Here is a 24,082-nt window from a genome sequence, read left to right as displayed (position 1 = left end):
AGCTATGGCAAAGGTATCAATGGTAGAACGTGAAAAGCGGCGGACGAAGCTGGCGGAGCGCTTTGAGAAAAAGCGCGCCGAGCTCAAGCGCATCGTCGCCGATCCGGAAGCGGACTACGAGGAAAAACAGGCAGCCATGCACCGCCTCAACAAGCTGCCGCGGGACTCCAGTCCCGTCCGGGGCCGTAATCGCTGCCGGGTCTCCGGCCGTCCGCGGGGTTATTACCGTAAATTCGGTCTGGCCCGCAACAAGCTGCGCGAGGCCGCAATGCGCGGCGACGTGCCGGGCCTGCGCAAGGCCAGCTGGTAAGGAGTGAAACGAACATGAGCATGACCGACCCCATTTCCGACATGCTGGCGCGGATCAAGAATGCCCAGGCGGTGCGCAAGCGCAGCGTGAGCATGCCGTCGTCGGGCATCAAGGCTGCCCTGGCTGCTGTTCTCAAGGACGAAGGCTATATTCGCGATTTTCGCGTTGAACAGGAAGGCGTCAAGAGCACCCTCTTTGTGGAATTGAAATACGTGGACGGACGCGGCGTCATTGATCGACTGGACCGCTTCAGCAAGCCCGGTCGCCGCCGCTATTTTGGCAAGGATGATATTCCGCGGGTGCTCAATGGCCTGGGCGTTGCCGTAATCAGTACGTCGCGCGGCTTGATGACCGACGCCCGCGCCCGAGCCGAAGGCCAGGGTGGTGAAGTGCTCTGTCTGGTCGCCTGACGCCTGAAATTTTGGAAGGAACACACGATGTCTAGAATTGCCAAGAGTCCGATTTCGATTCCCGCCGGCGTCGAGTTCAGCGAGTCCGACGGCGTGGTCCGGGTCAAGGGCGCCAAGGGCAGCCTCGAGATGACCCTGCACCCGGCGATCGTTCTGAGCTTTGAGGACGGTGTGGTCTCGATTAGTCCGATCAAGGAAGAAGACATGGCCATGGCCGGCACCATGCGCGCGCTGATCGCGAACATGGTCGAAGGCGTGAGTAACGGTTTCGAGCGCAAGCTCACGCTGGTTGGCGTGGGTTACCGCGCGGCGGTACAGGGCAAGTCGCTCAATTTGCAGCTGGGGTTCAGCCATCCGGTCGATTTTTCGATTCCTGAAGGCATTACCGTTGAATGTCCGACGCAGACCGAGGTGGTCGTGCGCGGCATCGACAAGCAGCAGGTTGGTCAGGTCGCCGCCGAGATTCGGGCCTTCCGGCCGCCAGAGCCTTACAAGGGCAAAGGTGTGCGGTATGCCGATGAGCGGGTGGTCATGAAGGAAGCCAAGAAGGCGTAAGGGATCAGAAATGATGAACAAGGGCAAAAACGAATCCAGACTGCGCCGGGCCCGAAAGAACCGGGCGCGCATCCGTCGTTCGGGCGTCGCTCGTTTGACGGTGCACCGCTCCGGCCGTCATTTGTATGCGCAGGTGATTGCACCCGATGGCGACCACACCGTGGCCGCGGCCTCGACCCTGCAGAAGGATCTGCGCTCAGGGCTCGAGGGCACGTGCAATGTGGAAGCGGCCAAGGCCGTCGGCAAGGCCATCGCGGAGCGCAGTCTCGCCGTCGGCGTCGAGGGCGTCGCGTTCGACCGCTCCGGTTTCAAGTACCACGGACGGATCAAGGCGCTGGCCGATGCAGCCCGCGAAGCCGGTCTGAAGTTTTAACTGGGAAAACGGTATTCAACATGGCAAGAGAAAGCAACACGGACGACCTGATCGAGAAACTGGTAGCCGTCAACCGCGTGGTCAAAGTGGTCAAGGGCGGGCGCCAGTTCAGCTTCACTGCCCTGGCGGTGGTTGGCGATGGTGAGGGCAAAGTCGGGTTCGGCTACGGCAAGGCACGCGAAGTGCCGCTGGCTATTCAGAAGGCCATGGAACGTGCCCGCCGCGACATGGTGCGTATTTCGCTCAACGAGGGCACCCTGTGGCATCCGATCAAGTCGCGCCATAGCGGTTCCCGGGTCTACATGCAGCCTGCATCGGAAGGGACCGGCGTGATCGCCGGCGGCGCGATGCGCGCCGTGTTCGAAGCGGTCGGGGTCCATAACGTCCTGGCCAAGAGTGTTGGATCCAACAACCCAATCAATCTGGTCCGCGCCACCCTGAAGGGCCTGCAAGCCATGGTGTCGCCGGAGCAGGTCGCCATCAAGCGCGGCAAACCGGTCGAGGAGATTCTGGAACATCATGGCTAACAGCAACCAGGCAAAGTTGCGAGTGACGCTGGTGCGCAGCATCAACGGCACCATTGGCAAGCATCGGGAAAGCGTTCGCGGTCTCGGTCTGCGTCGGATCAACCACACCGTGGAGGTTGAAGACACGCCGGCCGTGCGCGGCATGATCAGGAAAGTCGATTACCTGGTTCGGGTCGAGTCGGCCTGAACCGGCTTATCGCCAACATTATCGGGAATTCACCATGAAGCTCAACACGATTCAGGCCGCAGAAGGCAGTAAAACCGAGCGCAAGCGCGTTGGCAGAGGTATCGGGTCTGGCCTGGGCAAGACCGGGGGACGCGGTCACAAGGGCCAGAAGTCCCGCTCCGGCGGCTACCACAAGGTGGGCTTTGAAGGCGGTCAGATGCCGCTGCAGCGTCGTCTGCCGAAGGTTGGATTCGCTACCCCGGTCAACCGGTTCACCCGGGAAGTCCGCCTGTACCAGCTCAACGGTCTGGAGGGCGAAGTGGTGGATCTGGAGACCCTCAAAGCCACCGGCCTGGTGCGCAACGATACGCGCAAGGTCCGCATCATCAATACCGGAGAACTCTCCCGGGCAGTTACCGTTCGCGGGCTGCACGTCACTGCCGGTGCCGCCAAAGCCATCGAGGCTGCAGGGGGCAAGGTCGAGTAATGTCTGCCAACGCCTCGCAAATGGCGGGAATGCTGGGTGGCCTGGGACGCATGAAAGAGTTGCGCCAGCGCCTGCTGCTGGTGCTGATCGCGCTTCTGGTCTATCGGCTGGGAACTTTCATTCCCGTGCCGGGCATCAACCCGCTGGCGCTGATCGAGCTGATGGACATGCAGCGCGGCACCATCGTGGACATGTTCAACATGTTTACCGGTGGTGCCCTGGGTCGATTCTCGATCTTCGCCCTTGGCGTGATGCCGTATATTTCCGCGGCCATCATCATGCAGCTGATGAGCCACGCAATCCCGCAGCTGCAGGCATTGCGCAAGGAAGGCGAAGCCGGGCGCCGGAAAATCACCCAGTACACGCGCTACTTTACCGTGGTGCTGGCGATGTTCCAGTCCTTCGGTGTTGCCATGGCCCTGCAGAATCAGGGTGCAGGCGCGGGCCTGCCCGTCGTGATTGCACCCGGGCCCGGTTTCGTGCTGGCCGCGGTCGTGACGCTGACGGCGGGCACGGTCTTTTTGATGTGGCTGGGTGAGCAGATTACCGAGCGCGGCATCGGCAACGGCATTTCCATCATCATCTTTGCCGGCATTGTGGCCGAGCTTCCCTCGGCCGTGGGTTCAACCCTGGAGCTGGTCAACACCGGCCAGCTCGGCATCACGACGGCAACCTTTCTTTTGCTGATGGCGCTTGCGGTGACCGCATTTGTCGTGTTCGTCGAGCGCGGCCAGCGCCGGATCACGGTCAACTACGCCCAGCGTCAGGGTCGGCAGGCCTATCGCAGCCAGTCGACCCATCTGCCGCTGAAGGTCAACATGGCGGGCGTGATCCCGGCGATTTTCGCTTCCAGCCTGGTGCTGTTTCCGGCCACGATTTCGACCTGGTTCGGTCAGAACGAAAGCGTCAGCTGGCTGCAGAATGTCGCCCAGCAGCTCACGCCTGGCCAGCCGCTGTATATCGCGCTGTTCGGCGGCCTGATCGCTTTTTTCTGCTTTTTCTATACCGCGATCGTGTTCAATTCGCGCGAGACCGCCGACAACCTGAAAAAGTCCGGCGCTTTCATTCCGGGCATTCGGCCGGGTCGCCAGACCGCTGAATACATCGACTATGTTCTGACCCGGCTCACGGCGGTCGGGGCGCTGTACCTGGTCGCGGTCTGCCTGATGCCGGAATTCCTGATCATGCGCTGGAACGTGCCGTTCTATCTGGGCGGGACTTCGCTGCTGATCATCGTCGTGGTGACCATGGATTTCATGGCCCAGTTGCAGGCGCATCTGATGTCTCATCAGTACGACAGCCTGCTCAAGAAATCGAACCTCAAGGGTTACGGCCGTTCCGGCTCGGTGCGCCGCTCGTAACGCATCAGCGGTCTTTTGGAGTAAATGCAATGAAAGTTCAGGCCTCGGTCAAGAAAATCTGCCGTCACTGCAAGATCGTCCGCCGCCGTGGGGTGGTGTACGTGATCTGCAGTGACCCGAAGCACAAGCAGCGCCAGGGCTGACCGGCGCTTCGTGGCTCGAATTTCGAGCTTGAGTGACAGGACAAACCGCGCTATAATTGCTGGTTTGCTCTGATCGAACGTATCAGGTTTTTGGAGAACAAAGTATGGCTCGTATCGCAGGCGTCAATCTGCCCGTACAGAAGCACACTTGGGTGGCGTTGACCCAGATCTATGGCATTGGCCGGACCCGGGCCTACGAGATCTGCCAGGTCACCGGCGTCGATCCGACCACCAAGGTTCGCGATCTGACCGAGGCAGAACAGGAAAAGCTGCGCCAGACCATCGGCGGCATGAGCGTCGAGGGCGACCTGCGTCGCGAAGTCGCCATGAACATCAAGCGCCTGATGGACCTGGGCTGCTATCGCGGCCTGCGCCATCGTCGCGGTCTGCCCGTTCGCGGACAGCGTACCCGCACCAACGCCCGGACCCGAAAGGGCCCGCGTCGCCCGATTCGTTAAGGAAGCTCATTCATGGCCAAGCAGCAGTCCAGCAAGGGCAAGAAAAAGGTCAAGCAGGTGATTGTCGACGGCATTGCCCACGTGCATGCGTCGTTCAACAACACCATCATCACGATCACCGATCGGCAGGGCAATGCCCTGTCGTGGGCGACCAGCGGGGGTTCCGGCTTCCGCGGCTCGCGCAAGTCAACGCCGTTCGCTGCCCAGGTCGCCGCGGAAAACGCCGGCCGGACCGCGCAGGAATACGGCATGAAGAACCTCGAGGTTCGCGTCAACGGCCCCGGGCCGGGGCGTGAGTCTTCGGTGCGCTCGCTCAACGCGGTCGGCTTCAAGATCACCAATATCATCGACGTGACGCCCATTCCCCACAATGGCTGTCGCCCACCCAAAAAGCGCCGGGTCTAAGGCGCGGCCTTTCGATTCGAATCAGAGAGCAACATGGCAAGATATATCGGACCCACCTGCAAGCTGGCACGTCGCGAGGGCATGGATCTCAGCCTGAAAAGCCCGGCGCGCGGACTCGACTCCAAGTGCAAGCTCGACAAGCCGCCGGGCCAGCATGGCGACAGCCGTCGTCAGCGCCTGTCGGATTACGCCCTTCAGCTGCGCGAGAAGCAGAAGGTGCGGCGCATGTATGGCGTGCTCGAGCGGCAGTTTCGCAACTATTACAAGGAAGCGGCGCGGCAGAAGGGCGCAACCGGCGAGAATCTGCTGCAGCTCCTCGAGGGCCGTCTCGATAACGTGGTCTACCGCATGGGTTTCGGTGTCACCCGGGCCCAGGCTCGGCAGCTGGTGTCGCACAAGGGCATTGAAGTCAATGGCCAGGTCTGCAATATTCCCTCGGCCCAGGTTGCCCCGGGTGACCGTATCTCGGTGCGTGAGAAGGCGCGCAAGCAGCTGCGTATCCAGGAAGCATTGACCATGGCCCGGGACCTGGATACGTTTCCGGCCTGGATCGACATCGACGTCGACAAGATGGAAGGCGTGTTCAAGGCATCGCCGGATCGTGACGATCTGCCGCCCGACATCAACGAAAACCTGATTGTCGAGCTGTATTCCAAGTAATTTCGAGCCGCTGGCGGTTTGCCGGCGGCTCCCCACTGCAAGAATTTGAAAGAGAGGCACTTGATGGCTGGCCAGATAAGCGAACTGATCGGCACCATGCTCAAGCCGAAGGGGCTCGTGGTCGACGAGATTTCCCCCCGGAGAGCGCGAATCACCCTAGAGCCGCTGGAGCGGGGCTTCGGGCACACGCTGGGCAACGCCCTGCGCCGGGTGCTGCTGTCGTCGATTCCGGGAAGCGCCATTACCGAGGCGGAAATCGAGGGTGTACTGCACGAATACACCTCGGTTGAAGGGCTGCAGGAAGACATCGTCGAACTTCTGCTCAACCTCAAGGAAGTGGCGGTGCGCATGCATTCCCACGACGAAGCGCTGATCACGCTCAGCAAGAGCGAGGCCGGTCCGGTGACCGCCGGCGATATCCAGCTTGATCACGATATCGAAATCGTCAATCCCGAGCACGTGATCTGCAACCTGACCAAAGACGCCAATCTGAGCATGCGGCTGAAGGTCACGCGCGGTGTCGGCTACCAGCCGGCGGCGGCGCTGCGCTTCAACGAGGAAGAAACGCGCCCGATCGGACGACTGCAGCTTGACGCCTCGTATTGCCCGGTCCATCGGGTCGCCTACACCGTCGAAAGCGCACGCGTTGCCCAGCGAACTGATCTGGATCGCCTGGTGTTGGACATCGAGACCAACGGCACCATGAGTTGCGAAGATTCGGTCAAACTGGCTGCGGGCATCCTGGTCGATCAGATGTCGGTGTTCGTCGACTTCGTCGCCCGCGAAAAGGATGCCGATGTGGCGAGTCCGGAATCTTTCGATCCGGTGCTGATGCGCCCGATCGATGATCTGGAGTTGACGGTCCGATCGGCCAACTGCCTGAAGGCCGAACATATCCAGTACGTCGGAGATCTGGTCCAGCGGACCGAGACCGAACTGCTGAAAACCCCGAATCTGGGCAAGAAGTCGCTGACCGAAATCAAGACGGTCCTGGCGTCCCATGACCTGTCCCTCGGAACCCGACTGGAAAACTGGCCGCCGGCCAGCCTCGCCCGACCCGGGGCATAAGGAGACTATTCATGCGTCATCGCAAAGCAGGGCGTAAGCTCAATCGGACCTCGTCTCATCGCCGGGCGATGTTCAAGAACATGACATCCAGCCTCATTCACCATGAGCTGATCAAGACGACGCTGCCCAAGGCCAAGGAACTGCGCCGGGTGGCCGAGCCCCTGATCACCATGGCAAAAGAGGACACGGTGGCCCGTCGCCGACTCGCCTTTGCCCGGCTGCGCGATCAGGAAGCCGTCGGCAAGCTGTTCAACGAGCTCGGACCGCGATACGCCGCCCGTCCCGGCGGATATCTGCGGATTCTCAAGTGCGGTTTTCGCGCCGGCGACAAGGCGCCGATGGCTTACGTCGAGCTGGTTGACCGTCCGGATGCGCCGGGCGCCGTCCACGGCGAATAGCGTCCGATCCCTGATTGATCGAGAAAGGCCCGATCTTCGGATCGGGCCTTTCTCGTTACGGGCGGGCTTTCGCTACAATCCAGCCATGAATCTTCGCTGCGGCAATTTCCCGTGCGCCGGTTGAGCATTCTCGTTGCCGGCCTGGCGATCATGCTGGTCGGATTTGTCGCCAGTCTTGACATGCTGGCCGATCAGGACCGACTCAAGCAGTTGCTCTCGGCCCACGCGGAAAACCAGCTCGGGCGTCAGCTCCAGATCGACGGTGACGTTTCGCTGCACTTTTTTCCGCGCCTGCGCATCCAGGCCGGCGACGTGCGACTGTCGGGATCACGAGCGCTCGATGGACTGGACCTTCTGTCTTCAGACCGGATTTCTGCCGAAATCCGGCTGCTGCCCCTGATTGTGGGGCGGGTGGAGACAGGCGAAGTGGCGCTGCAGGGTGCCAGCCTGAACCTGTTGTTTGACGACAACGGCGAACACAATTTCTCAGGTCTTTTGCGCCGGCGTGAACGCCAGGGCGCGCGCGGGCTCCTGGTCAATGGACCGCTTCGTCTCGAGGATCTGTCGCTTCAGATTGGTACCGTGGGCACAGAGTCGGTCCAGCGACTGTCTGTCGAGCGCATGGAGCTCGACGGTCTGGCCTTCGATCGTGCGCTGAGGCTGGTCTTTGAGGGTGACATCGGAATCCCGGCGATGGTCGAGGATGTGACCGTCAACGGTGTCCTATTCTTCCCGGCTGCGACCGGAAAGTTCCGCCTGGCGGACATGGTGCTGGTCGGTCGCGCCGCCGGTGCGGAGCAACCGTTTCGCCTGTCGGGCGCGCTTGACTTCTCCGCCCATCCTCCCTTGCAGATGCAGTTGGTCGACGGGCAGCTGGAGATTGTTGACCAGCGCCTGCAGATCGAGGGCAGTTACGAAGCGCGCGAGCGGCCTTACTTCAGCCTCGACCTGCGCGCACAGGCACTGGATGCGGCCAGGCTGGCCCAGGGTGTCGCGGGGAGCGGCGGCGAAGACTGGCTGGCCGCGCTGGCTGGCTGGACCGCCGCGCATGACTACGACCTGGACGTTCAGCTGGACCGGCTCGATCTTGGCTCCTGGCCGCTGGCCGATGCGCTCATCAGGGTCAGCGCCGCTGACGACCTTGCCTCGATCGAGCAAGCAGGGGCCAGCCTGCCCGGCGGGACGATCGAGGTGCTCGGTGACCTGGCGGTCGACCGCCAGACAAGCCTGCTGTCGGCGCGTGTCCGGATCGAGATCGATCAGCTCGAATCCATGCTTGTCGCCATCGGCCTGCCGCTGCGCGCTGAGGGCGTGGGCCAGTTGCTCATCGAGCCGTCCGGCGATGCGCAATCGGGGGCTCTGGCCCGGGGTAGCCTGCGCTTCTTCGACGGACGGATCGAGGAGCTGGCCGGTTTGCGCGCCGCCCTGGGCTCAGTAGCCGAAGCCGGGTTCGAGGTGCTGGAAGGCCGTTTCGTCGTCTACCCGGGGCGCGTCGAGTTTGCCGAATTCCGGATTCTGGAGGGGGCGGAAGAGATGGAATTCGACCGATTTTCCCTTGATGCATCCGGCGGCCTGTCGGGCAGCGCCTGGCTGTCCCGGACCGGCAATGTCGAGGAAGCCGTCGCGCTGGGCGGTACCCTGGCCCGGCCCCGCTACACAAGCGCCGACGGGCTGTTGCCAAACCGGTGACGCCGGAGGCGGCGCAACGCGAGGCTCGCCTCGGCCTTGCGGCCGGCCTGGGCGCGTTTTCGATCTGGGGACTGGCGCCGATTTACTTCAAGCTGCTGGCCCAGGTCAGGCCGGACGAGATCATCGGCCATCGGGTGCTCTGGTCGGTGGTTTTTCTCGGCCTGGTCCTCCTGGTGCGCAAGCGCGCCGGCGTGATCGGCCATTTGCGTATCAACGGCCGGACCCTGCTGGCGCTCTGCGTGACCGGCGGGCTGATCGGACTGAACTGGTTGATCTTCGTTTACGCCGTCAACACCGACCGGGTGTTGTCGACTTCATTGGGCTATTTCATCAACCCCCTGATGTCGGTCGTGCTGGGCTTGCTGGTCTTTCGGGAGCGCCTGGTGCCGGCCCAGAGCCTGGCGATTCTGATCGCGGCCGCGGGCACGGCCTACATGGCCTGGCAGGTCGGGGAGGTGCCATGGATCTCGCTCAGTCTGGCCGCGACGTTTGCCGTCTACGGGCTGATCCGCAAGCTGCTTGACGTGGGGCCGATGGTCGGGCTGTTCTGGGAAACGCTGATTGTCAGCCCGCTGGCGCTGGGCTGGTTATGGCTGCTGGCCGATGGCGACCGGCTTTCTTTCGATCCGGCCGAACCGGTATCGGCCATGCTGCTTGCCGGTACCGGGTTGCTGACGGTCGCTCCCCTGCTGCTGTTTGCTGCCGGTGTTCGACGCCTGCCCTTGACGACCATCGGCCTGATGCAATACCTCGCGCCCAGTCTGACTTTCATTCTGGCCGTTTTTGTTTTCGGTGAGCCGTTTACAATGGACCACGCCATCACTTTCGGCCTGGTCTGGCTGGCCCTGGCCCTGTTTTTCTGGGCCGGCTGGCAGCGCAGCCGTCATCTTCGCGTTAACCCCTGACACGATTCGCCATGCAAGAGTCTGCACTGCAACGCCCGACCAGCCGCAAGGTCTCCTCGCTGGCGGCGCTCAAACCTTTCCTGGTTCGCTATCGCCTGCAGCTGATCCTGGCCGGCCTGTTCCTGCTGGTTTCGGCCGCCGGCGCTTTGACGATTCCGCTGGCGGTCGGTCAGGTCATCGACCGTGGCTTCATGGCCGATGATCTTGACCGGATCAATCGCTGGTTCTGGCTGCTGTTTGCGGCCGCGGCCGTCATGGCGGTGGGCGGTGGGCTCAGGTTCTACTGGGTCAGCTGGCTGGGTCAGCGGGTGGTCGCGGACGTGCGCAAGGCCGTCTACGAGCGGGTGCTGAGCATGAGCCCGGAGTTCTTCGCCCGGACCCGGACCGGCGAGGTGCTATCGCGTTTGAATACCGACACAACACTGGTCGAAACCCTGGTCGGCTCGACCGTTTCGTTCGGCATCCGCAACCTGGTCATGCTGACCGCCAGTGCCATCGCCCTGGTGCTTACGGCACCCAACCTGGCCGGCATCATCGGTCTGCTGATCGTCGCCATGATCCTGCCCGTGCTACTGCTGGGACGCTGGGTGCGAAGTCTGTCGCGGGCCGCCCAGGACCGCATTGCCGATATCAGCGCGCTGGGCGATGAGGCGATCAACGCCGTCCAGACCGTTCAGGCTTTCGCCCAGGAACGCAAGGAGCAGAGCCGCTTCGATCACACCGTCGAGGCCGCAGTCGAGGCGGCCAGGCGTCGGATCGCGGCGAGCACGGTGCTGATCGTGCTGATCATTCTGCTGACTTTCGGTGCGGTCACCTTCGTGCTGTGGCTGGGCGCGCGCGCGGTGTTAACCGGCACCATGAGCCCCGGACAACTGGGCCAGTTCGTGATGTATGCCGCGATCGCGGCCGGGGCGACGGCGAGCCTGAGTGAAATCTGGTCGCAGCTGCAGCGTGCCGCCGGGGCCATGGAGCGACTGGCCGAACTGCTGGCGATCGAGCCGGTCATCCGTTCTCCGGAAAGTCCGCGCGACTTTCCCACCGGGCCGCTCGCCCTGACCGTGCGAGATCTCAGCTTCGCCTATCCCTCGCGCCCCGAAGAGCCGGTGCTCCGACAGCTGAATTTTCGCGTCGAACCGGGCGAGACCGTGGCCGTGGTCGGCCCGTCGGGTGCGGGCAAGTCAACCCTGTTTCAGCTGCTGCTGCGATTCTACGATCCCGACCAGGGGGCGATTGAACTCAACGGCATCGATCTGCGCCAGCTTGATCTGCGGAAGCTGCGTCTGCGGCTCGGGTTCGTGCCGCAGGACGTGATCGTCTTTTCCGGCTCGGCGGCAGAAAACATTACCTACGGCGTCGATCGGGCTTCACCTTCCGTCGTTGAGACGGCCGCCGTCAGCGCGCATGCCGGCGAGTTCATCGAGCGGTGGCCGGAAGGGTATGAGACCTTTCTGGGCGAGAAGGGCGTGCGCCTGTCGGGCGGGCAGCGCCAGCGAATCGCCATTGCCCGTGCCCTGATCAAGCAGCCACCGCTGCTGCTGCTCGATGAGGCAACCGCCAGCCTGGATGCCGAAAGCGAGCGTCTGGTGCAGGACGCACTCGATGAACTCAGCAGAGATCGCACGGTGCTGGTGATCGCCCATCGCCTGGCCACGGTGCGCAGGGCCGACCGGATCCTGGTGCTGGAAGCCGGCCGGGTGGTGGCCGAAGGTTCGCACGATCAACTGATGCGCGACAGCGGGCTGTATGCGCGCCTGGCGCGGCTTCAGTTTCTCGATGACGCTCCGGCAACCGGGACAAGCAAAGAAGTTCCAGCGGCTCGTGGCGAGCCCACCTGAACGCCATGGCCCGCCAGCAGAAAGCCGTCTTCGTTTCAGGCTCAGCGGATGACTGCCGGTGGACCCAGCATTTCAAGCGCCACGGCGGCGAAATGGCAGGTGCTTCCGCCCAGGACAAACAAATGCCAGATGGCGTGCGAATAGGGAAGCCGGTGGTTGTGATAAAACAGCGTCCCCGCGGTGTAGGATATGCCGCCGGCGATCAGCCAGCCCAGCGCGCTCGGCGTAACCGCCTCGGTCAGTGGCACGAAGGCCACCACCACCAGCCAGCCCATGCCGATATAAGTGGCCGTGGACAGGTAGCGGAAGCGGCCGGTAAAAAACAGCTTGAGCACGATCCCGACCACGGCCAGGCCCCAGATCACGCCAAACAGCGACCAGCCCCAGCCGCCTCGCATGGCCGCGATGGTGAAAGGCGTGTAGGTGCCTGCAATCAGCACAAAGATCGCGCAGTGATCGAGAATCTTCAGGCGTGACTTGACCTCGGGCCGGCGGGCGAGGTGGTAGAGGGTCGAGGCGGTGTAGAGCAGCACCAGGGCGGCCACGAAGACGCTCACGCCGACGAGCTCGCGTGCGCCGGCGTGCAGGGTGGCCTGGGTGATCAGCGCCGCGCCGCCGCCGACGGCCAGCACGACCCCCAGTCCATGGGTGGCGGCGCTGGCGATTTCCTCTCGCTGGGACTGCAGGTCGATCATCGCGGCATGGTAGCACCGCGCCCGCTCGTCTCGCCGCCAGGTCCTGCTGACCGCGAAGCCAGAACTGCATCGACTTGTCGGTCTCTTGCGCCTGGTCGATGTCTTTCCAGCCGAAACGGGTCATCAGATCCAGGCGTGGCCGGTAGCCGGCCGGGCGCAGCGGATGATCGGCGGGCCGCTGCACCACTATCGGCATGCCAGGCGCGCTCTCAGGCCTCGATCAGGGCCCGCAGCTCGGCGACCCGCTGCTCCAGCAGCTCGCCGTCGCGGCGGGTCTCGACGTTGAGACGGATGACCGGCTCGGTATTCGAGACGCGCAGGTTGAAGCGCCACTGCGGAAAGGCCAGGCTGATGCCGTCGGTGCGGTCGAGTTCGCCGTTTTCGCCGGCGTAGTGCTGCAGCACGGACTCGATGACCCGATCCGTGTCGTCGACGGTGAAATTGATCTCGCCACTGCACGGGTAGGCGTCGATGCGCTCATCGACCAGTTCGGCGAGGCTTTTGCCGGTGGTTGAGAGGATTTCGATCAGCAGCAGCCAGGGAATCATCCCGCTGTCGCAGTAGGAGAAATCGCGGAAATAGTGATGGGCGGACATCTCGCCGCCGTAGAGCGCGTCTTCGGCGCGCATGCGTTCCTTGATGAAGGCATGGCCGCTCTTGTTGATCAGCGCTTGTCCGCCGGCCTCGGCCACCTGGGCCAGCGTGTTCCAGGTCAATCGCGGATCGAGTACGATCTTCTCGCCCGGGTGGCGGGCCAGCAGCTGCGAAGCGAAAAGCCCGACCAGATAGTAGCCCTCGATGAAACGGCCGTTGTGGTCGAAGAAAAAGCAGCGGTCGAAATCGCCGTCCCAGGCAATGCCGAAATCGGCCCCGCTATCGACGACTGCGGCCGCGGTCTCGGCCCGGTTCTCGGCCAGCAGCGGATTGGGCACCCCATTCGGGAAGTGTCCGTCGGGTTCGTGATGCAGCCGGACGACGTCCAGTGGAAGGTCGGCGGCCAGACGGTCGAAAAAGGGCCCGGCGCAGCCGTTGCCGGCATTGACCACCAGTTTCAGCGGCCGCAGCGCGGTCCGGTCGATCATGCCCAACAGGCGCTCGATGTAGCCGTCGACGACCTCCAGCGTGTCGTGCCGGCCCCGCCCGGCGGCCGGGTCCGGGCGCTGCCCCTCGGCCAGGAGTTGCTCCATGTCCTTGAGCCCGGTATCGGCGCTGATCGGGATGGCCTGCTCGCGCACCATCTTCATGCCGTTGTAGTCGGCCGGGTTGTGGCTGGCGGTGATCATGACGCCGCCGCCCATGCCATCCAGCGAGGCGGCGTGGTAGACCAGCTCGGTGCCGCACAGGCCGATATCCAGCGTGTCGATCCCCGCCTCGTTGAGTCCTTGGGCCAGGGCCTGTGCCAGTTCGGCACTGGACAGACGCATGTCGCGACCGATCACCACCGGCCCGGTCGGCTTGACCACGGACTGGAAGGCGCGACCGATGTCCCGGGCGCGCTCGTTGTTGAGCTGGGACGGCACCTGGCCGCGGATGTCGTAAGCCTTGAAGGGGCTGTTGGCGAGTGTGGGCATCGTGTTGAATTCTTGGTCGGAGGGTTCAGGCGCGGCGGATGGCCGTTTCGGCGACTTCCACCCGCCGCTGGTGATTGAGCAGGGTCAGCAAAACGGCGACGCGTTCGGCGCCGGTGCGCGCCTGGAACAGGCCGCGATAACCGGCACAGGGGCCGTCGATGATCTCGACGGCCTCGTCGGGCTGATAGTCGATCGAGCCGGCCAGCTGAACGATATCGTCATCATCGCAGCGCCGGCGCAGCTCGCGGATCACGGATTGGGGGACCACCGCCGCCTCCTGGCCGTGCCGGACCAGGCCGACCGCGCCGCGGGTGGAGCGAATCGGACCCCAGTCCTGGCCGCCGGCAGCCAGCTGGACGAACAGGTAGCGAGGAAACATGGATTCGACGATCACGCGCCGCTGGCCGTTGCGGGTGCGGCGTTCCCGGGTTCTGGGCCGAAAGGTCTCGAACCCCTGGTTACGCAGATGTATTTCGGCGCGCGCGTCCTGCCGGGGCTTGCAGAACACGGCGTGCCACCTGAGTGATCCTGACGGTTGTTCCGGATCCATTCTTCCCCCGTTTCTATCTGATACCTTGGCCAATCCATATTGTCCGGCGCCGGAGTAGCGGATGCAACCGCCTCGGCGCTTTCAGTCCGGCCCGCGGCGCAGCCGGCCGGGAGAGCAGCCAAACCAGCGCCGGCAGGCGCGGCCGAAATTGGCCGTGTCCTGGTAACCCAGGTCCGCGGCGATGCTCGAAACCGGATCGCGGCTGTATCTGAGCCGGTGAGCGGCAACGCCAGCGCGCACCTCGCCCAGGAGCCCGCGATAGCTGCGGCCGCGCTCGCCAAGCCGTCGATGGAGACTGCGCGATGACAGGCCCAGCGCGCGCGCCATATCGACCTGGGTCGGCGGGTGAGCGATATCGGCCAGCAAGCGGCGGCGGATTTCCGCCTCCAGCGGGCCGCAGTCGAAGCGTTCGGCCATGAGGCTTTGGCAGCGCGCCACGGCGTCTTCGTGCAGGCGGGCATCGGCCAGCGGGCAGGCTTGCTGCAGCATCTCGCCCGGCACGGCCAGGCAGTAATCCGCTCCCGCAATTTCAATCTGTTGGGGCAAAACCTCGAGTAGCTGTCGCTTCCAGGGACGGTAGCAGCGCGGCATCCGCAATCGCAGTCGGTTTGCGCCAGCGCCAAGCAGGCGCCGGATCAATCCCGCCAGCGCCAGCAGGTTGATCTCCATCAGCACAGGCCAGGGTCCCTCGGTCGCGGTGGTGGAAATGATGCGCGCGCGCCATGTCTTGTCAGCGGACATCGGCTGAAGATGCACGAACGGGGCGCGCACGGCCTCGAAGCGGGTCAGCGTGGCCAGCGCGTCGGCCACCGTCGGGGCGCTGATCACGGCCACGCCCAGCGGTCCGTGGTGCGCGGCTTCCATGTCCAGCGCGGGGCGGATGTGCCAACCCGGGCGCGCCTGGCGGTCGATGGCCTCAATCAGTTCCAGGACGCGGGAAAGTGCGACCCGCCGGCTCCCGGACAAGGCCTCGGGGGCCATGTTGGCCTCGGCGAGCAGGGCACGCCTGCGATCTGCATCGATGGGCAGAGCGTCGAGAAAATGGGCCAGGTAGAGACCGGGCAGGCCTTCGAAATCGCCCGGCTGCGCGAAAAATGGCGAAAAATGACCAGACATGGTCACTTTATACACTATTGCGCCGGGCGCGGAGCTGGCACAGTCCGGGGTCATACCCTGCGTTTGTCGATGCCATGAACGAGCTCGTCCAGATTCAGTCCTCGTCTGCGCCGTCGGGGTTTGTCGATCGCAAGCGCGCCGGCTGGCTGCTGTCGGTCGTCTTTCCCCTGCTGCCGGTGGCGGCCATCGGGCTGCAGATCGCAAGCGGATCGGAGTGGATGCTGTTCTCGCCGTTGATCGTGGTCTATGTCCTGGTTCCGCTGCTGGACGCCGTGCTTGGGGAGGACGCCAGCAACCCGCCGGCCGCGGCCGTGTCCGGCCTGGAAAGCGATCGCTACTACCGAGTACTGACCTGGCTGACGGTGCCGCTGTATTTTGCCAGCCTGGTGATCACCGTCGCCTGGGCGGTGCTCACGCCGCTGGCCTGGCCGGCCTGGCTGGCGCTGGCCTGGAGCGCCGGGCTGGCCGGCGGTCTGGCGGTCAACACCGGCCACGAGCTCGGCCACAAGCGTACCCGGACCGAGCAGATATTGGCTCGACTGGCGCTGGCCGTGCCCGGCTACGGGCATTTCGGCGTCGAGCACAATTTCGGCCATCATCGGGCCGTGGCGACGCCGGAAGATTCGGCCAGCGCGCGCTTTGGCGAGTCCATCTACGCTTTCGCCCGGCGCGAGATTCCCGGCGGGCTCCGGCGCGCGGTGACCATCGAGACCCGGCGCCAGGCCCGGCGCGGTCGGGGGTTCTGGACCCTGCACAACGAGATCCTGCAGTCCTGGCTGGTCACTGGCGTTGTTCAAGGCGGGCTGGTGGCCGTGCTGGGCGCCGAGGCGCTGCTGTTTCTGGTCGTGCACAACGCGGTCGCCTGGTGGCAGCTGACCAGCGCCAACTACGTCGAACACTACGGGCTGCTGCGCGGGCCCGGTCGGCACGGCGGCTACGAGCGCTGCCGGCCGCAGCATTCCTGGAACAGCAACCACGTGGTCTCCAACCTGCTGCTGTTTCATCTCGAGCGGCACTCCGACCACCACGCCCATCCACAGCGGCGCTACCAGTCGCTGCGCGATTTCCCCGACCTGCCGCGCCTGCCCGGCGGCTACTTCGGCATGTTCGTTCTGGCCTACGTGCCCGCGCTGTGGTTCCGGGTGATGGATCCACGCCTGCTCGCGCTGCCGCACGTTCAGCACGATCTGGCCCGCGTCAATCGCGGTGTTGTTGGCGAGGATCGCGATCTAGAGGGGCCACGCGGCTAATGAGGCAACGCTCAGGGTCACTTTGGCGGCCTGTCTCGGGATTGCGTTTTTACTAGCGGCCTGACGGCCTCTAGCGGGCGCTGCGGTCGGGTTGTCTGCACGGGCCCGGTGCTATCATTGGGGGTTTGCCAACGTGCGGGTTTAGCCATGTTTGATCGCAGTTTCACCATCCCGGGTTTCGACGATGAGCTCGCCGCGGCGATCGCTGCCGAAGAGCGTCGTCAGGAAGAGCACATCGAGCTGATCGCCTCGGAAAACTACGCCAGTCCGCGGGTGATGGCGGCGCAGGGCTCGGTGCTGACCAACAAGTACGCCGAGGGCTATCCGGGGCGGCGTTACTACGGCGGTTGCGAACACGTCGATATCGCCGAGAACCTGGCGATCGCCCGCCTGAAAGAACTGTTCGAGTGCGACTACGCCAACGTCCAGCCGCACTCGGGCTCGCAGGCCAACCAGGCGGTATTCCTGGCGCTGCTCAAGCCCGGCGACACGATTCTGGGCATGGACTTGTCCGAGGGCGGCCATTTGACCCACGGCGCGAAGGTCAACTTTTCCGGTCGAATCTTCAACGCCGTGCACTACGGGCTTGATCGGGTCACCGGCGAAATCGACTACGATGCCATGGCCGATCTGGCCGAGGAACATCGCCCGGGTCTGCTGATCGGCGGTTTTTCGGCCTACTCGAGGGTGGTCGACTGGGCGCGCATGCGCGAAATCGCCGATTCGGTCGGCGCCTGGTTCCTGGTCGACATGGCCCACATTGCCGGCCTGGTGGCCGCCGGGGTCTACCCCAGTCCGCTGCCGCATGCCCATGTCGTCACCTCGACCACCCACAAGACCCTGCGCGGGCCGAGGGGCGGCATCATCCTGGCCAAGGGGCAGGACGAGGCGGTCACCAGGAAATTCAACTCGCTGGTCTTTCCCGGCTGCCAGGGTGGCCCGCTGATGCACGTCATCGCGGCCAAGGCGGTGGCTTTCCTCGAGGCCCAGGAACCGGGCTTCCGGACCTACCAGCAGCAGGTGATCGACAATGCCCGGGCGATGGCAGAGGTGGTCATGGCGCGCGGCTACAAGGTGGTTTCCGGCGGCACCGACAATCATCTGTTCCTGGTTGATCTGATCGATGCCGACATTACCGGCAAGGACGCCGAAGAGGCCCTGGGCCGGGCCAACATCACGGTCAACAAGAACACGGTGCCGGGCGAGCCACGCTCGCCGTTCGTGACCTCCGGGCTGCGCATCGGGACCCCGGCGGTGACCACGCGCGGGTTTAGTGCCGAAGATTGCCGGACCCTCGCCGGCCTGATCTGTGATGTGCTTGACGCGATCGGCGACAAAGAGGTCGAGGCGAAAACGAAAGCCGCGGCGCTTGAGCTGTGCCGGCGCTATCCGGTGTACGGGTAGGGCCGGGATAAGGGTTTATGTGGTGCCCCTTCTGTAACCACACCGATACCCGGGTGGTGGATTCGAGGCTGACTTCCGACGGCTTCCAGATTCGTCGTCGTCGCGAGTGCAGCCAGTGCGGGGCGCGCTTCAACACCCTGGAAACCGCTGCCCTGAAGGCGCCCAACGTGATCAAGTCCGACGGATCGCGCGAGGTTTTCAACGAGGACAAGCTCCGCGGCGGCATGCTCAAGGCGCTGGAGAAGCGACCGGTCGAAACCCAGGAGGTCGAGCGCTCACTGCGCATGCTGCTGCGGCGTATCCGCACCCTCGAGGAGGCCGAACTGTCCAGCCAGCAGATCGGTGACTGGGTCGCCGCCGAACTGTCGCGGCTCGATCAGGTCGCCTACGTGCGCTTTGCCTCGGTCTACCGGCGTTTCGAAGATGTCCAGGCCTTCCGCGAGGAAATCGAACGCCTCGAGGCGGGTCGGCCGGGCACCCTGGACCGGCGCCAGATGCCGCTGCTGCGCGAAGCCGGCGAGCGTGAGGACTGAGTCGACCGTGGAGTTTTCCGCGTTCGATCAGGCGTGCATGGCGCAGGCCCTGCACCTGGCCCGGTCGGGACTGTGGACCACCGATCCCAATCCGCGCGTGGGCTGCGTGCTCAGCGTCGGCAGAACCGTGGTCGGGCGCGGCGGGCACCGCGCGGCCGGCGAGCCGCACGCCGAGGTGCTGGCGCTGCGCGAGGCCGGGGCGCGGGCCAGGGGTGCGACCGCCTACGTCACCCTGGAGCCCTGCAGTCATACCGGCCGTACCCCGCCGTGTGCCGATGCGCTGATCGAGGCCGGGGTCGCCGAGGTGGTGATCGCCATGACCGACCCCGATCCGCGGGTCTCCGGTCGCGGGCTCGAGCGCCTGCGCGCCTCCGGAATCCAGGTGCGCGCGGGACTGATGGCCGAGGAAGCGCGCGAGCTCAATATCGGTTTTGTCAGCCGCCACGAGCGCGGCCGGCCGTGGCTGCGGGTCAAGCTGGCGGTGAGCCTGGACGGCCTGACGGCCGGTCCCGACGGTCGCTCGCAGTGGATCACCGGACCGGCGGCGCGGGCTGACGGGCAGCGCTGGCGGGCCCGGGCCTCGGCCATCATGACCGGCATCGGCACCGTGCTGGCTGACGATCCGCGCCTGGACGTGCGCCTCGACGGGGTCGAGCGCCAGCCGCTGCGGATCATCGTCGACTCTCAGGGCCGGCTGCCGCAGCAGGCCCGCCTGCTCGATTGCGGCGGTGCGGTTCGGGTCGCCAGCGCCGGCCCGGCGCCCTGGCAGCGCGAGAGCGTGGTCTGGCGCCAGCTGCCGGCCGACGCCAACGCCCGAATAGACTTTGACGCCCTGATGGCCTGGCTGGCCGAAATGGAACTCAACGAAGTCCACGTCGAGGCCGGGCCGACCCTGGCCGGCGCGCTGATGGCGGCCGGTCTGGTCGATGAGCTGCTGGTCTACCAGGCGCCCGTGCTGATTGGCCGGGGTTCGCCCATGATGGCCCTGCCGGGGATGGAAAACTTCGATCAGCGCCTCCATCTGGAGTTGATCGAGCAGCGTTGTCTGGGCGTGGATCAACGCCTGCGCCTGCGGCCATCGACTCGCGCCGACGTCCACCGAGGCTGACATGTTTACCGGAATCATTCAAAGCGCGGGCACCATCGCGGCCATCGATGCCGTCGATCAGGGTGTGCGCATGCGTATCCAGTGCCCGGAACTGGCGCCGTCCGACTGGCGTGAGGGCGACAGCGTTGCCGTGTCCGGCTGCTGCCTGACCGCGCTCGCCCTGGACGGCGAGGGCTTCAGCGCCGACCTGTCGGCCGAAACCCTGGCCCGCACCAGCCTGGGGCGCCTCAGGCCCGGCGACCGGGTCAATCTGGAGCCGGCCATGGCGCTGGGCGATCGGCTGGGCGGTCACCTGGTCAGCGGCCACGTCGACGGCCTGGCCGAGGTGGTCGATGTCCGCCCGATCGGCGAGTCCTACCGGCTGCGCCTGCGCGTGCCCGAGCCGCTGGCCCGATTCATGGCCGAGAAGGGATCGGTGACCCTGGACGGGGTCAGCCTGACCGTCAACGCAGTCGAAGCGCATGAGTTCGAGGTCAACCTGATCCCCCATACCTGGCAGGTCACCACCCTGGGCGATCTGAGCGTCGGCGACCGGGTGAACCTGGAAATCGATCTGCTGGCCCGCTATCTGGACCGGTTGCTGCAACAGCGAGGGCTGACATGAAGTTCCACTCCATACCCGACATCCTGGCCGACATCGGCGCCGGCAAGATGGTGGTCATGCTCGACGACGAAGACCGCGAGAACGAAGGTGACCTGATCATGGCGGCCAGCATGACCCGGCCGGAAGACGTCAATTTCATGGCCCGCTACGGGCGCGGTCTGATCTGCCTGTCGCTGACCCGCGAGCGCTGCCGCCAGCTCGGTCTGCAGCTGATGGTGCGCGATACCGACCGCCACCACCAGACCAACTTCACCGTCTCGATCGAGGCCGCCGAAGGCGTCACCACCGGCATCTCGGCCTACGATCGCGCCCATACCATTCGCACCGCCGTGGCGCCCAACGCGCGCCCGGACGACCTGACCCAGCCCGGCCACGTCTTTCCGCTGATGGCTCAGCCCGGCGGCGTGCTGGCGCGCGCCGGGCACACCGAGGCGAGCATGGACCTGGCCCTGTTGGCCGGGCTGGAACCGGCCGGGGTGCTGGTCGAGATTCTCAACGACGACGGCACCATGGCGCGGCGCCCGGAGCTGGAAAGCTTCGCCCGCGCGCACGACCTGAAGGTCGGCAGCGTGGCCGACCTGATCCGCCATCGCCTGGGCACCGAAAAAACCGTCGAGTGCGTTCACCAGCAGTCCGTGGGCACCGCTTACGGGGCGTTTCAGCTCAAGGTGTTTCGCGACAGTATTCACCAGAAGCTGCACTGGGCGCTGCTGCGCGGCGAGATCAGCCCCGACCAGCCCTTCCCGGTGCGCGTGCACGTCCCCGAACTGCTCGGGGATGTGATCGGCATCACCGATCCTGGCTTCGGCATGCCGCTCGACGCCGCGCTGGCCGACATCGCTCGCCGCGGGCAGGGACTTGCGCTGGTGCTGGGCTATGATGAAGACGATCAGGCCCGCCTCGATGGTCTGCTGCAGGCGGCCCACGAGGCGACCGTCGACCGCGACCGGGCCGCGCGCGAACTGCGCAGTTACGGCCTGGCCGCGCAGATCATCGCCGAGCTCGGCATCCGCCGCATGCAGGTCTTCGGCGCGCCGCGCCGGCTGCACGCGCTCGATGGCTTCGGCCTGGAAATCACCGAATACGTGGTCCCGGAAGGAGAACCGTCACCGTGATCAAGGAAATCGACTGCCGCCCCGAGTGCGAGGGGCGCCGCGTTGCGGTGGCCGTGGCGCGTTTCAACGCCGAAGTGACCGAACGGCTGTGGACAGGCTGCCGCGATGCCCTGGAAACCGGTGGTGTCGCCGATATCACCCGGGTGAACGTGCCAGGGGCGTTCGAGCTGCCGCTGACCTGTCGCTGGCTGGCCGAAAGCGAGCGCTTCGACGCCGTGATTGCGCTCGGTGCCGTGGTCCGCGGCCAGACCGCTCATTTCGATTTCATCAGCGCCGAGTGCACCCGCGGCCTGGGCCAGATCGCGCTCGAGGCGCGCATTCCGGTCGCGTTCGGCGTGCTCACGCCGGAAAACGCCGAGCAGGCGCTGGAGCGCGCCGATCCGGTGCGCAAGAACAAGGGCGGCGAAGTGGCGCTGGCTGCCCTCGAAATGATGGCCCTGGCCGAGGCGATCGCGCGTGGCTGAAGGTCGGCACAAGGGTGGCGCCAATCCGTTCGAGCCGCGCCGCCGGGCGCGCCGGCGCGCCCTCCAGGCGCTCTACCAGTGGCAGCTCAACGACGATTCGGCGGCCGCCATCATCGGCCAGTTCCTGGAGGAGCAGAATTTCGAGGGCGTCGACCAGGGCTATTTCGAAACCCTGGTCAGCGAGGTGGTCCAGCGCCGCGAGGAACTCGACGCCGCCGTGGCGCCCTACCTGAAGCGGGTCCAGGCGAACATGGACCAGATGGAGCGGGTGATTCTCCGCCTGGGCGCCAACGAGTTGCTCCATCACCCCGAAACGCCTTACCGGGTGGTCATCGACGAGGCGCTGGAGTTGTCCCACCGCTTCGGTGCCGAGCAGGCCCATACCTTCGTCAACGGCGTGCTCGATCGCCTGGCCGGCCAGTGCCGCAACGTCGAGCGCGACGCCGAGCGCGGTGAGCAATGAATTTGATCTGATCGCGCGCATCCGCGCGCGTGTCGAGGCCGCCGACGCCGACCCGGCCGTGCTGGTCGGGATCGGTGATGATGCTGCGGTGATGCTGCCCGAGCCCGGCATGGCCCTGGTCACGACCACCGACACGCTGGTGGCCGACCGGCATTTTCGGTCTGACTGGCCGGCCGACGACGTCGGGCACCTGGCGTTGGCGGCCAACCTGAGCGATCTGGCCGCAATGGGGGCCACTGCGCGCTGGGCGCTGCTGTCGCTGACCCTGCCGGATGCCGACGAGGCGTGGCTGGACGCCTTCCTGGACGGATTCCTGGCCCTGGCCAGCCGCTCCGGCCTGCGCCTGGTCGGCGGCAATATCGCTTCCGGCCCGCTCAACCTCGGCGTGACCCTGATCGGGCAGGCTGATCCGGCTCGCGTGGTGCGCCGCGGGCAGGCGAGTCCGGACCAGCGGATTCTCGTTACCGGCAGCCTGGGTGATGCCGCCGCAGCGCTGGAGCTCCAAGAAGCCGCGCCGGAGTCGCTACGGCGCCGCCTGCGCCGTCCCGAACCGCGTCTGCGCGCTGGGGAGGTGCTCGCCGCGTGCGCGGCCAGCATGATCGATATTTCCGACGGGCTGCTGGCCGATCTGAGACACCTGCTGCCGCCGGGGCTGGGTGCGACCCTGGAGCTTGCCGCCCTGCCGACCAGCCCGGCATTGCGCCAGGCGTTTCGGCACGACGAGCGGCGCTGGAACCTGCAGGTTGCCGGCGGCAATGATTACGAACTGCTGCTGACAGTGGCGGCGGATCGGGTTGATGGCTGCCGCCAAGCGCTGGCCGAGCTTGCGCTGGATGTAGTCGATATCGGTCGGGTTACGCGCGAGTCGGCGATTGTCTGCCGTACTCCTGATGGCGATGTTTTTGAAGCTGATCGAATCGGATGGGACCATTTTGAGCGCTGATCGTGACGAGACCCGGAAAGTAGCGCTGGCCACGCCGACCGGTTTTCTGGCCTTCGGCCTGGGCAGCGGCCTGAGCGCGGTGGCGCCGGGCACCGCTGGCAGCCTGGCGGCTCTGGTGCCGGCGATCGCGTTGGCCGCGGTGCCGCTGTGGGCCGGGGTGGTGATCGTCGTGCTGGCCTTCGCACTGGGCTGTTATCTGTGTGGGGAGACCTCGCGCCGGCTCGGTGTGCACGACCACGGCGGCATTGTCTGGGACGAGTTCGTCGGGCTGTGGCTGGTGCTGCTGTTCATTCCGTTCAGCCCGGCCTGGTGGCTGACCGGTTTCGTGCTTTTCCGGCTGTTCGATATCCTCAAGCCCTGGCCGATCCGCTGGCTGGATCAGCGGGTCGAAGGCGGGTTCGGGATCATGGTCGATGACGCGCTGGCGGCGGTCTATGCGCTGGTGCCGCTATTGTTGCTGGAGTTCGTTATGCGCTGAGCCGGAGAGCTGCGCGTCGAGGGCGGCCAGCTTTTCGA

31 protein-coding genes are annotated in these 24,082 nt (G+C 65.2%); 27 read left to right on the top strand and 4 right to left on the bottom strand.

The window, feature by feature from the left end; translation table 11 throughout:
* The first annotated feature begins 4 nt into the window (after positions 1–4).
* The 17 genes from rpsN (at position 5) to G3I74_RS11720 (ending at position 11,750) form a co-directional block, all read left to right on the top strand.
* Entirely contained in the window at positions 5–310 is a 306-nt protein-coding gene (gene rpsN / locus G3I74_RS11800; protein WP_164211811.1) for a 30S ribosomal protein S14, read from the top strand.
* 14 nt (positions 311–324) lie between these two features.
* Positions 325–720, top strand: a complete 396-nt coding sequence (gene rpsH, locus G3I74_RS11795) for a 30S ribosomal protein S8 (RefSeq protein WP_164211810.1) — start codon at positions 325–327, stop codon at positions 718–720.
* Positions 721–747: 27 nt separating this feature from the next.
* Positions 748–1,275: a 50S ribosomal protein L6 gene (gene rplF / locus G3I74_RS11790; protein WP_164211809.1), complete on the top strand. Its 528-nt coding sequence runs from the start codon at positions 748–750 to the stop codon at positions 1,273–1,275.
* A 13-nt stretch (positions 1,276–1,288) separates the two neighbouring features.
* A complete protein-coding gene (rplR, locus tag G3I74_RS11785) occupies positions 1,289–1,648 on the top strand; it encodes a 50S ribosomal protein L18 (RefSeq protein WP_164211832.1) in 360 nt (119 codons plus the stop codon).
* A 20-nt stretch (positions 1,649–1,668) separates the two neighbouring features.
* Positions 1,669–2,175, top strand: a complete 507-nt coding sequence (rpsE, locus tag G3I74_RS11780; protein WP_164211808.1) for a 30S ribosomal protein S5 — start codon at positions 1,669–1,671, stop codon at positions 2,173–2,175.
* The gene (rpmD, locus tag G3I74_RS11775; protein ID WP_164211807.1) at positions 2,168–2,362 is read left to right on the top strand and encodes a 50S ribosomal protein L30; all 195 of its coding nucleotides are present in this window, start codon (positions 2,168–2,170) and stop codon (positions 2,360–2,362) included. Before rpsE ends, rpmD begins: the two co-directional genes overlap by 8 nt.
* Positions 2,363–2,396: 34 nt before the next feature.
* A complete protein-coding gene (gene rplO / locus G3I74_RS11770; protein WP_164211806.1) occupies positions 2,397–2,828 on the top strand; it encodes a 50S ribosomal protein L15 in 432 nt (143 codons plus the stop codon).
* Complete coding sequence (gene secY / locus G3I74_RS11765) at positions 2,828–4,189, top strand: preprotein translocase subunit SecY (RefSeq protein ID WP_164211805.1); 1,362 nt, start codon at positions 2,828–2,830, stop codon at positions 4,187–4,189. Before rplO ends, secY begins: the two co-directional genes overlap by 1 nt.
* Before the next feature lie 29 nt (positions 4,190–4,218).
* The gene (rpmJ, locus tag G3I74_RS11760) at positions 4,219–4,332 is read left to right on the top strand and encodes a 50S ribosomal protein L36 (RefSeq protein WP_164211804.1); all 114 of its coding nucleotides are present in this window, start codon (positions 4,219–4,221) and stop codon (positions 4,330–4,332) included.
* A gap of 104 nt (positions 4,333–4,436) precedes the next feature.
* A complete protein-coding gene (gene rpsM / locus G3I74_RS11755; RefSeq protein ID WP_164211803.1) occupies positions 4,437–4,790 on the top strand; it encodes a 30S ribosomal protein S13 in 354 nt (117 codons plus the stop codon).
* 12 nt (positions 4,791–4,802) lie between these two features.
* Positions 4,803–5,195 carry a 30S ribosomal protein S11 gene (gene rpsK / locus G3I74_RS11750; RefSeq protein WP_164211802.1) on the top strand — a complete coding sequence of 131 codons (393 nt, stop codon included), beginning with the start codon at positions 4,803–4,805 and terminating at the stop codon, positions 5,193–5,195.
* Between the two features lie 33 nt (positions 5,196–5,228).
* Positions 5,229–5,855 carry a 30S ribosomal protein S4 gene (rpsD, locus tag G3I74_RS11745; RefSeq protein ID WP_164211801.1) on the top strand — a complete coding sequence of 209 codons (627 nt, stop codon included), beginning with the start codon at positions 5,229–5,231 and terminating at the stop codon, positions 5,853–5,855.
* A 63-nt stretch (positions 5,856–5,918) separates the two neighbouring features.
* Positions 5,919–6,923 carry a DNA-directed RNA polymerase subunit alpha gene (locus G3I74_RS11740; RefSeq protein ID WP_203594713.1) on the top strand — a complete coding sequence of 335 codons (1,005 nt, stop codon included), beginning with the start codon at positions 5,919–5,921 and terminating at the stop codon, positions 6,921–6,923.
* Positions 6,924–6,934: 11 nt separating this feature from the next.
* Positions 6,935–7,321: a 50S ribosomal protein L17 gene (gene rplQ, locus G3I74_RS11735; protein WP_164211800.1), complete on the top strand. Its 387-nt coding sequence runs from the start codon at positions 6,935–6,937 to the stop codon at positions 7,319–7,321.
* A 120-nt stretch (positions 7,322–7,441) separates the two neighbouring features.
* A complete protein-coding gene (locus tag G3I74_RS11730) occupies positions 7,442–9,010 on the top strand; it encodes an AsmA family protein (RefSeq protein ID WP_203594712.1) in 1,569 nt (522 codons plus the stop codon).
* Entirely contained in the window at positions 9,007–9,915 is a 909-nt protein-coding gene (gene rarD, locus G3I74_RS11725; protein WP_164211798.1) for an EamA family transporter RarD, read from the top strand. The genes G3I74_RS11730 and rarD overlap by 4 nt, the downstream gene beginning before the upstream one ends.
* A gap of 11 nt (positions 9,916–9,926) precedes the next feature.
* Positions 9,927–11,750 carry an ABC transporter transmembrane domain-containing protein gene (locus G3I74_RS11720; RefSeq protein WP_164211797.1) on the top strand — a complete coding sequence of 608 codons (1,824 nt, stop codon included), beginning with the start codon at positions 9,927–9,929 and terminating at the stop codon, positions 11,748–11,750.
* 41 nt (positions 11,751–11,791) lie between these two features.
* Here the strand turns inward: G3I74_RS11720 and trhA are convergent, their stop codons facing one another.
* From trhA to G3I74_RS11700, 4 genes are all read right to left on the bottom strand, one after another.
* Positions 11,792–12,445 carry a PAQR family membrane homeostasis protein TrhA gene (gene trhA, locus G3I74_RS11715; protein ID WP_164211796.1) on the bottom strand — a complete coding sequence of 218 codons (654 nt, stop codon included), beginning with the start codon at positions 12,443–12,445 and terminating at the stop codon, positions 11,792–11,794.
* A 209-nt stretch (positions 12,446–12,654) separates the two neighbouring features.
* Positions 12,655–14,016 (bottom strand): phosphohexomutase domain-containing protein, encoded by a 1,362-nt coding sequence (locus G3I74_RS11710; protein ID WP_164211795.1) that lies wholly within the window; start codon positions 14,014–14,016, stop codon positions 12,655–12,657.
* A 25-nt stretch (positions 14,017–14,041) separates the two neighbouring features.
* A complete protein-coding gene (locus G3I74_RS11705; RefSeq protein ID WP_338063105.1) occupies positions 14,042–14,524 on the bottom strand; it encodes a transcription termination/antitermination NusG family protein in 483 nt (160 codons plus the stop codon).
* A 123-nt stretch (positions 14,525–14,647) separates the two neighbouring features.
* On the bottom strand, positions 14,648–15,682 hold the full coding sequence (locus G3I74_RS11700) for an AraC family transcriptional regulator (protein ID WP_164211793.1): 1,035 nt from the start codon (positions 15,680–15,682) through the stop codon (positions 14,648–14,650).
* A gap of 74 nt (positions 15,683–15,756) precedes the next feature.
* Here G3I74_RS11700 and G3I74_RS11695 point away from each other — a divergent pair, with 74 nt between their 5' ends.
* The 10 genes from G3I74_RS11695 (at position 15,757) to G3I74_RS11650 (ending at position 24,044) form a co-directional block, all read left to right on the top strand.
* The gene (locus G3I74_RS11695; RefSeq protein WP_164211792.1) at positions 15,757–16,932 is read left to right on the top strand and encodes an alkane 1-monooxygenase; all 1,176 of its coding nucleotides are present in this window, start codon (positions 15,757–15,759) and stop codon (positions 16,930–16,932) included.
* Between the two features lie 147 nt (positions 16,933–17,079).
* On the top strand, positions 17,080–18,336 hold the full coding sequence (glyA, locus tag G3I74_RS11690) for a serine hydroxymethyltransferase (protein WP_164211791.1): 1,257 nt from the start codon (positions 17,080–17,082) through the stop codon (positions 18,334–18,336).
* A gap of 17 nt (positions 18,337–18,353) precedes the next feature.
* The gene (gene nrdR, locus G3I74_RS11685; protein ID WP_164211790.1) at positions 18,354–18,869 is read left to right on the top strand and encodes a transcriptional regulator NrdR; all 516 of its coding nucleotides are present in this window, start codon (positions 18,354–18,356) and stop codon (positions 18,867–18,869) included.
* A gap of 7 nt (positions 18,870–18,876) precedes the next feature.
* Positions 18,877–19,977 (top strand): bifunctional diaminohydroxyphosphoribosylaminopyrimidine deaminase/5-amino-6-(5-phosphoribosylamino)uracil reductase RibD, encoded by a 1,101-nt coding sequence (gene ribD / locus G3I74_RS11680; protein WP_338063104.1) that lies wholly within the window; start codon positions 18,877–18,879, stop codon positions 19,975–19,977.
* 1 nt (position 19,978) lies between these two features.
* Positions 19,979–20,581: a riboflavin synthase gene (locus G3I74_RS11675; protein WP_164211789.1), complete on the top strand. Its 603-nt coding sequence runs from the start codon at positions 19,979–19,981 to the stop codon at positions 20,579–20,581.
* Positions 20,578–21,696 carry a 3,4-dihydroxy-2-butanone-4-phosphate synthase gene (ribB, locus tag G3I74_RS11670; RefSeq protein WP_164211788.1) on the top strand — a complete coding sequence of 373 codons (1,119 nt, stop codon included), beginning with the start codon at positions 20,578–20,580 and terminating at the stop codon, positions 21,694–21,696. Before G3I74_RS11675 ends, ribB begins: the two co-directional genes overlap by 4 nt.
* Positions 21,693–22,160 (top strand): 6,7-dimethyl-8-ribityllumazine synthase, encoded by a 468-nt coding sequence (gene ribH, locus G3I74_RS11665; RefSeq protein WP_338063103.1) that lies wholly within the window; start codon positions 21,693–21,695, stop codon positions 22,158–22,160. The genes ribB and ribH overlap by 4 nt, the downstream gene beginning before the upstream one ends.
* Complete coding sequence (nusB, locus tag G3I74_RS11660; protein ID WP_164211787.1) at positions 22,153–22,623, top strand: transcription antitermination factor NusB; 471 nt, start codon at positions 22,153–22,155, stop codon at positions 22,621–22,623. The genes ribH and nusB overlap by 8 nt, the downstream gene beginning before the upstream one ends.
* On the top strand, positions 22,613–23,566 hold the full coding sequence (gene thiL, locus G3I74_RS11655) for a thiamine-phosphate kinase (protein WP_164211786.1): 954 nt from the start codon (positions 22,613–22,615) through the stop codon (positions 23,564–23,566). Before nusB ends, thiL begins: the two co-directional genes overlap by 11 nt.
* Positions 23,556–24,044 carry a phosphatidylglycerophosphatase A family protein gene (locus G3I74_RS11650; RefSeq protein ID WP_239056882.1) on the top strand — a complete coding sequence of 163 codons (489 nt, stop codon included), beginning with the start codon at positions 23,556–23,558 and terminating at the stop codon, positions 24,042–24,044. The genes thiL and G3I74_RS11650 overlap by 11 nt, the downstream gene beginning before the upstream one ends.
* The last annotated feature ends 38 nt before the right edge of the window (positions 24,045–24,082 follow it).

The organism is Wenzhouxiangella limi (genome assembly GCF_010499265.1).
GTDB lineage: Bacteria > Pseudomonadota > Gammaproteobacteria > Xanthomonadales > Wenzhouxiangellaceae > Wenzhouxiangella > Wenzhouxiangella limi.
This window is presented reverse-complemented; position numbering and strand designations above follow the sequence as displayed.

Excerpts from the sequence above, each read along its gene's own strand:
- secY (WP_164211805.1), top strand. The coding sequence starts at position 2,828 with ATGTCTGCCAACGCCTCGCAAATGGCGGGAATGCTGGGTGGCCTGGGA.
- rpsH (WP_164211810.1), top strand. The coding sequence starts at position 325 with ATGAGCATGACCGACCCCATTTCCGACATGCTGGCGCGGATCAAGAAT.
- rpsD (WP_164211801.1), top strand. The coding sequence starts at position 5,229 with ATGGCAAGATATATCGGACCCACCTGCAAGCTGGCACGTCGCGAGGGC.
- G3I74_RS11740 (WP_203594713.1), top strand. The coding sequence starts at position 5,919 with ATGGCTGGCCAGATAAGCGAACTGATCGGCACCATGCTCAAGCCGAAG.
- glyA (WP_164211791.1), top strand. The coding sequence starts at position 17,080 with ATGTTTGATCGCAGTTTCACCATCCCGGGTTTCGACGATGAGCTCGCC.
- rpsM (WP_164211803.1), top strand. The coding sequence starts at position 4,437 with ATGGCTCGTATCGCAGGCGTCAATCTGCCCGTACAGAAGCACACTTGG.
- rpmD (WP_164211807.1), top strand. The coding sequence starts at position 2,168 with ATGGCTAACAGCAACCAGGCAAAGTTGCGAGTGACGCTGGTGCGCAGC.
- rplO (WP_164211806.1), top strand. The coding sequence starts at position 2,397 with ATGAAGCTCAACACGATTCAGGCCGCAGAAGGCAGTAAAACCGAGCGC.
- G3I74_RS11710 (WP_164211795.1), bottom strand. The coding sequence starts at position 14,016 with ATGCCCACACTCGCCAACAGCCCCTTCAAGGCTTACGACATCCGCGGC.
- rplR (WP_164211832.1), top strand. The coding sequence starts at position 1,289 with ATGAACAAGGGCAAAAACGAATCCAGACTGCGCCGGGCCCGAAAGAAC.
- rpmJ (WP_164211804.1), top strand. The coding sequence starts at position 4,219 with ATGAAAGTTCAGGCCTCGGTCAAGAAAATCTGCCGTCACTGCAAGATC.
- rpsE (WP_164211808.1), top strand. The coding sequence starts at position 1,669 with ATGGCAAGAGAAAGCAACACGGACGACCTGATCGAGAAACTGGTAGCC.
- rpsN (WP_164211811.1), top strand. The coding sequence starts at position 5 with ATGGCAAAGGTATCAATGGTAGAACGTGAAAAGCGGCGGACGAAGCTG.
- G3I74_RS11720 (WP_164211797.1), top strand. The coding sequence starts at position 9,927 with ATGCAAGAGTCTGCACTGCAACGCCCGACCAGCCGCAAGGTCTCCTCG.
- ribB (WP_164211788.1), top strand. The coding sequence starts at position 20,578 with ATGAAGTTCCACTCCATACCCGACATCCTGGCCGACATCGGCGCCGGC.
- G3I74_RS11695 (WP_164211792.1), top strand. The coding sequence starts at position 15,757 with ATGAACGAGCTCGTCCAGATTCAGTCCTCGTCTGCGCCGTCGGGGTTT.
- rplF (WP_164211809.1), top strand. The coding sequence starts at position 748 with ATGTCTAGAATTGCCAAGAGTCCGATTTCGATTCCCGCCGGCGTCGAG.
- nrdR (WP_164211790.1), top strand. The coding sequence starts at position 18,354 with ATGTGGTGCCCCTTCTGTAACCACACCGATACCCGGGTGGTGGATTCG.
- G3I74_RS11675 (WP_164211789.1), top strand. The coding sequence starts at position 19,979 with ATGTTTACCGGAATCATTCAAAGCGCGGGCACCATCGCGGCCATCGAT.
- trhA (WP_164211796.1), bottom strand. The coding sequence starts at position 12,445 with ATGATCGACCTGCAGTCCCAGCGAGAGGAAATCGCCAGCGCCGCCACC.
- rpsK (WP_164211802.1), top strand. The coding sequence starts at position 4,803 with ATGGCCAAGCAGCAGTCCAGCAAGGGCAAGAAAAAGGTCAAGCAGGTG.
- G3I74_RS11700 (WP_164211793.1), bottom strand. The coding sequence starts at position 15,682 with ATGTCTGGTCATTTTTCGCCATTTTTCGCGCAGCCGGGCGATTTCGAA.
- rplQ (WP_164211800.1), top strand. The coding sequence starts at position 6,935 with ATGCGTCATCGCAAAGCAGGGCGTAAGCTCAATCGGACCTCGTCTCAT.